Annotated in this window: 5 protein-coding genes; all 5 read right to left on the minus strand. The window is 58.2% G+C overall.

All coding sequences use genetic code 11. The features are described from left to right. The coding region (hflC, locus tag ACIONG_RS29795; RefSeq protein WP_401304550.1) for a protease modulator HflC at positions 1–800 on the minus strand (800 nt) is incomplete at its 3' end. After that, positions 800–1,975 (minus strand): FtsH protease activity modulator HflK, encoded by a 1,176-nt coding sequence (gene hflK / locus ACIONG_RS29800; protein WP_401304552.1) that lies wholly within the window; start codon positions 1,973–1,975, stop codon positions 800–802. The genes hflC and hflK, both read right to left, overlap by 1 nt. 96 nt (positions 1,976–2,071) lie before the next feature. Continuing rightward, positions 2,072–3,373 (minus strand): ribosome rescue GTPase HflX, encoded by a 1,302-nt coding sequence (gene hflX / locus ACIONG_RS29805; RefSeq protein WP_103304663.1) that lies wholly within the window; start codon positions 3,371–3,373, stop codon positions 2,072–2,074. A gap of 12 nt (positions 3,374–3,385) precedes the next feature. Next, positions 3,386–3,652 carry an RNA chaperone Hfq gene (gene hfq / locus ACIONG_RS29810; RefSeq protein WP_095109354.1) on the minus strand — a complete coding sequence of 89 codons (267 nt, stop codon included), beginning with the start codon at positions 3,650–3,652 and terminating at the stop codon, positions 3,386–3,388. 95 nt (positions 3,653–3,747) lie between these two features. Continuing rightward, positions 3,748–4,719, minus strand: a complete 972-nt coding sequence (gene miaA, locus ACIONG_RS29815; protein ID WP_103304662.1) for a tRNA (adenosine(37)-N6)-dimethylallyltransferase MiaA — start codon at positions 4,717–4,719, stop codon at positions 3,748–3,750. Positions 4,720–4,804 lie beyond the last annotated feature (85 nt).

Genomic DNA, 4,804 nt, shown 5'->3' on the forward strand with positions numbered 1-4,804 from the left:
CTCCAAGGCCTACGGTCAGGATCAAGAGTTCTACGGTAGAAACCGTAGAACTCTTGATCCTGACCGTAGGCCTTGGAGTAGATCGCAGCGGCCTGGGCATCACCGTCACCGCGAATCTCTTCGGACTCACGATAGGCTTCAGCCAGCAGTACGCGGCGTTGACGATCAGCGTCGGCACGGATGCCTTCAGCCAGCTCGTTACCCTTGGCGCGGTGCTCGCGAGCTTCACGCTCACGCTCGGTGCTCATACGTTCGAACACGCTGCGGTTTACTTCTTTCGGCAGATCGATGGCCTTGACCCGGACATCGACGACTTCGATACCCAGCTCTTTTTCCGCCATCTTGTTCAGCGAAGCGGTGATATCAGCCATCAGCGCATCACGCTCACCCGACACGACTTCGTGCAGGGTGCGCTTGCCGAACTGGTCACGCAGGCCGGATTCCAGACGACGGGACAGACGCTCGTCAGCAATTTGCTTGAGGCCGGAAGTTGCGGTGTAGAAGCGCTCGGCATCTTTCACCCGCCACTTGGCGTAGGCATCAACCATGACGGCTTTCTTTTCCAGGGTCAGGAAGCGCTGTGTCGGTGCATCCAGCGTCATCAGACGTGCGTCGAATTTACGCACCTGGTTAACGTAAGGCACTTTCACATGCAGGCCCGGCTGAACATCCGCCTGCACCACACGACCGAATTGCAGCAGCACCGCACGCTCGGTCTGAGCGACGATGTAGAAGCAGTTCCAGCCCACCAGTACCACGACAACGCCAACGATCAGGGCGATCAGCGATTTATTGCTCATCAGCGGGTCTCCCTTGTACGCGACTGCGGCACGTCAGTGACATGCGGCGTGACGTCCGTGTTATTGCTGGCGGCGGCAGAACCAGTGACCGCTGCATTGCCGCCCGAACTGTTCTGAATCATTTTGTCCAACGGCAGGTAAAGCAGGTTGCTCTGGCCGTTCTTGTTGCCGGTCACGAGTACCTTGCTGGTGTTGCTGAAGACTTCCTGCATGGTGTCCAGGTACAGACGCTGGCGGGTGACTTCAGGCGCCTTGCGATACTCGGCGACCAGCTTGGTGAAGCGATCGGCCTCACCCTTGGCACGCGAGACCGTTTCGTCGCGGTAACCATTGGCATCCTCGAGGATACGCTGGGCCTGACCACGGGCTTCCGGCACAACGCCGTTGGCATAGGTTTCAGCCTGGTTGCGCGAACGCTGTTCGTCTTCACGGGCGCGGATCACGTCATCGAAGGCTTCCTGCACTTCACGCGGTGCTGCTGCGCTCTGTACGTTGACCTGGGTGACGGTGATACCGGTGCGATAGGTATCGAGGAAACGTTGCAGACGCTCCTTGATTTCGCTGGCCATCAATTCACGACCTTCAGTCAGCACCTGATCCATGGCGGTCGAACCCACCACGTGGCGCAGGGCGCTGTCGGTCGCATGCTGGAGGCTGATTTCCGGCTGATCGACGTTCAGCACGAAGTCCTGCAGGTTGCTGATCTTGTACTGCACGGTCAGCGGGACTTCGACGATGTTCTCGTCTTCGGTCAGCATCTGGCCCTGTTTGGTATAGGCACGCTCACGCGTGACGTTTTCCATGTACTTTTTATCGATCGGCGGGAAGTAGATGTTCAGGCCGGGGCCGACGGTTTCGTAGTACTTGCCGAAGCGCAGCACCACGGCTTGCTCCTGCTCGTCCACCACGTAGACCGCGCTGTACAGCCAGACAGCCGCCAGCACAACAAGGCCGATGCCGAGCAGACCGCCGAAGCCGCCACCACTCCTGCCCGAACCGCCGCCGTCATCACCACCGCGTTTCTTACCACCACCGAACAACCCGTTCAGGCTTTCCTGCAGCTTTCGGAAGGCCTCGTCGAGATCCGGTGGCCCCTTGCGGTCGCCGTTATTGCGGCGCTTGCCACCCCAAGGATCCTGATTGTTCGAGTTGCCACCCGGCTCATTCCAAGCCATAGCGCTCTCCATCTGATACAGCAAAGACGCACCCACGGCGCGCCGACCAATGCTACAGAATGCCTGCCGTTGCGGCACAACCGCTTTTTCAGGCTTTTATTGCAAAGTGTGTTGTTCGATGAACTCCGTCGGCACAACGCCTTCACGACTGACCAGTCGATTGAGCTCGGAGCGCGGCAATCGAACGGCCAGCAAGCTGACACCTTCTTCGTCGTATTCTTCTTTCTGCACCGCGCCCAATTCGAAGAACTGTGCGCGCAGACGCGCAAAACGCTGAGGCAGCCGTAAGGTACCGACAAACAGGTCACTGCCCAACAACTCGGCAATGGCTTGCTCAAGCAATTCCAGACCACTGCCATCACGCGCCGACAACCAGACCCGTTGCGGCCTGCCGTTTTCGTCGCGCTGGATTTGTGGCTCAACGCCTTCAAGCAAATCGAGTTTGTTGTATACCTCAAGTATCGGCAAGTCCTGGGCCCCAATCTCACCCAGCACCACCATCACCTGCTCGATCTGCAACATCCGATCCGGTTCGGCCGCATCGATCACGTGCAACAAGAGGTCGGAGTTGCTCGACTCTTCGAGCGTAGACCGAAATGCCTCGACCAGCTTGTGCGGCAGGTGGCGAATGAACCCCACCGTGTCGGCCAGGACAATCGGCCCCAGGTCGTCCAGTTCCAGACGGCGCAGGGTCGGATCCAGCGTGGCGAACAATTGGTCGGCCGCGTACACGTCGGATTTCGTCACGTTATTGAAGAGTGTGGATTTGCCGGCGTTGGTATAGCCCACCAGGGAAACAGTAGGAATATCCGCACGGGAACGGCCGCGACGCGACTGTTCGCGCTGACTGCGCACTTTTTCCAGCCGCCCCTTGATCTGTCGCAGGCGAACCCGCAGCAGACGGCGGTCGGTTTCCAGCTGGGTTTCACCCGGACCACGCATGCCGATACCACCACCCTGACGCTCAAGGTGGGTCCAGCCACGAACCAGCCGGGTGCTCATGTGGTCAAGCTGGGCCAGTTCGACCTGGAGCTTGCCTTCATGGGTACGCGCGCGTTGGGCGAAAATATCGAGAATCAGACCGGTGCGGTCGATCACGCGACACTCGAATACACGTTCGAGGTTACGTTCCTGACTGGGCGTGAGGGTGTGATTGAAGATCACCAGATCGGCTTCTTCGGCATGTACGAGGTCGCGCAATTCCTCGACCTTGCCGCTACCAATCAGAAATTTGGCGGTTGGCCGATGACGCGGCACGTTAAAAAACGCAACGGTCTCGGCGCCCGCCGAATTAGCCAATTCCTGAAACTCCTGCGGATCTTCGCGCGCCTCAGGGTCCTGTCCATCCAAGTGAACGAGAATGACTCGCTCACCACCACCGTGGCGCTCAAAGAACAAAGGAGACTCCTATCAGGCGTTACCCGGAGCTGGATCAGCGTCGCCCTGTTCGTTTTCGGTTGCGCTAGGCAGACGAATTGGACGAACCGGCACTACTGTCGAGATAGCGTGTTTGTAAACCATTTGGCTGACGGTGTTTTTCAGCAGGATCACGAACTGGTCGAACGACTCGATCGTACCTTGCAGCTTGATACCGTTGACCAGGTAGATGGAAACCCCAACTTTCTCTTTACGTAAAGTATTCAAGTAAGGGTCTTGTAGCGAATGCCCTTTTGACATGTGCCGCACTCCTTTAAGGATTCAATAATAAAAAATAGGTAATTCAGATGGCTTTGGCCGTCACACCCCCAAGGATAGACGGCAATTGCAAGGACTCAGCTCAATATGGAGATGGTCCCAAGGTATTTCAAGGCGCGTGGCAGATTGTCGCAATCAAGACTGTCCAGCCAGTGTAAATCTTCCCAGCTGCGCAGCCAGGTGAACTGGCGTTTGGCCAATTGGCGCGTGGCAATGACTCCGCGCTCCTGCATTTCGGACAACGTCAGCTTGCCATCCAGGTAATCCCAGACTTGGCGGTACCCCACTGCACGTATAGACGGCAACCCCGAATGCAGGTCACTTCTTTTACGCAGGGCTACGACCTCGTCGATGAACCCCTGTTCCAACATATTTGTGAATCTTTGTTTAATGCGCTCGTGCAATACCTGGCGATTTGCCGGGGCAATGGCCAAGTTCGCGACAGTATAGGGCAATTGTTGCAGTCCCGAAGCGGCTGCTTCAGTACTTTGCGCAGATTGTTGCTGGCGCAGCGCGGTCATGCTCTGACCGCTGACCCGATAAACTTCCAGCGCACGACTCAAGCGCTGCGGATCGTTGGGGTGAATCCGCGCCGCCGACACTGGATCGATGATCGCCAATTGATCATGCAGAGCTTGCCAGCCAAGGCGTGCAGCCTCTTCTTCGATCTGCGCACGGATGGCCGCATCAGCCGCTGGCATATCTGCCAAACCGTCGACCAGTGCCTTGTAATAGAGCATCGTGCCGCCCACCAGCAGCGGAATTTTTCCGCGTGCGGTGATTTCGGCCATCGCTTGCAGGGCATCGCGACGAAAATCCGCCGCCGAGTACGCCTCGGCCGGATCAAGAATATCGATCAAACGGTGCGGATATTCGGCCAGCAGCTCTTTGGAAGGCTTGGCCGTGCCGATGTCCATGCCGCGATAGACCAGCGCCGAATCGACGCTGATCAGCTCGCACGGCAGTACCTTGGTCAGCTCGATGGCCAGATCGGTCTTGCCCGCAGCGGTCGGGCCCATCAGGAAAATCGCTGGAGGAAGCTGGCTCATCAACGACCGCGCAGGAACAGTTTGTCCAGATCGTCCAGGCCCAGGGGGGGCCGGGGCGGGCGGGGGGGGGGGGGGGGGGGGGGGC

Origin of the sequence: Pseudomonas sp. NPDC087817, from assembly GCF_044742875.1 — a bacterium.
Taxonomy (GTDB): Bacteria; Pseudomonadota; Gammaproteobacteria; order Pseudomonadales; family Pseudomonadaceae; genus Aquipseudomonas.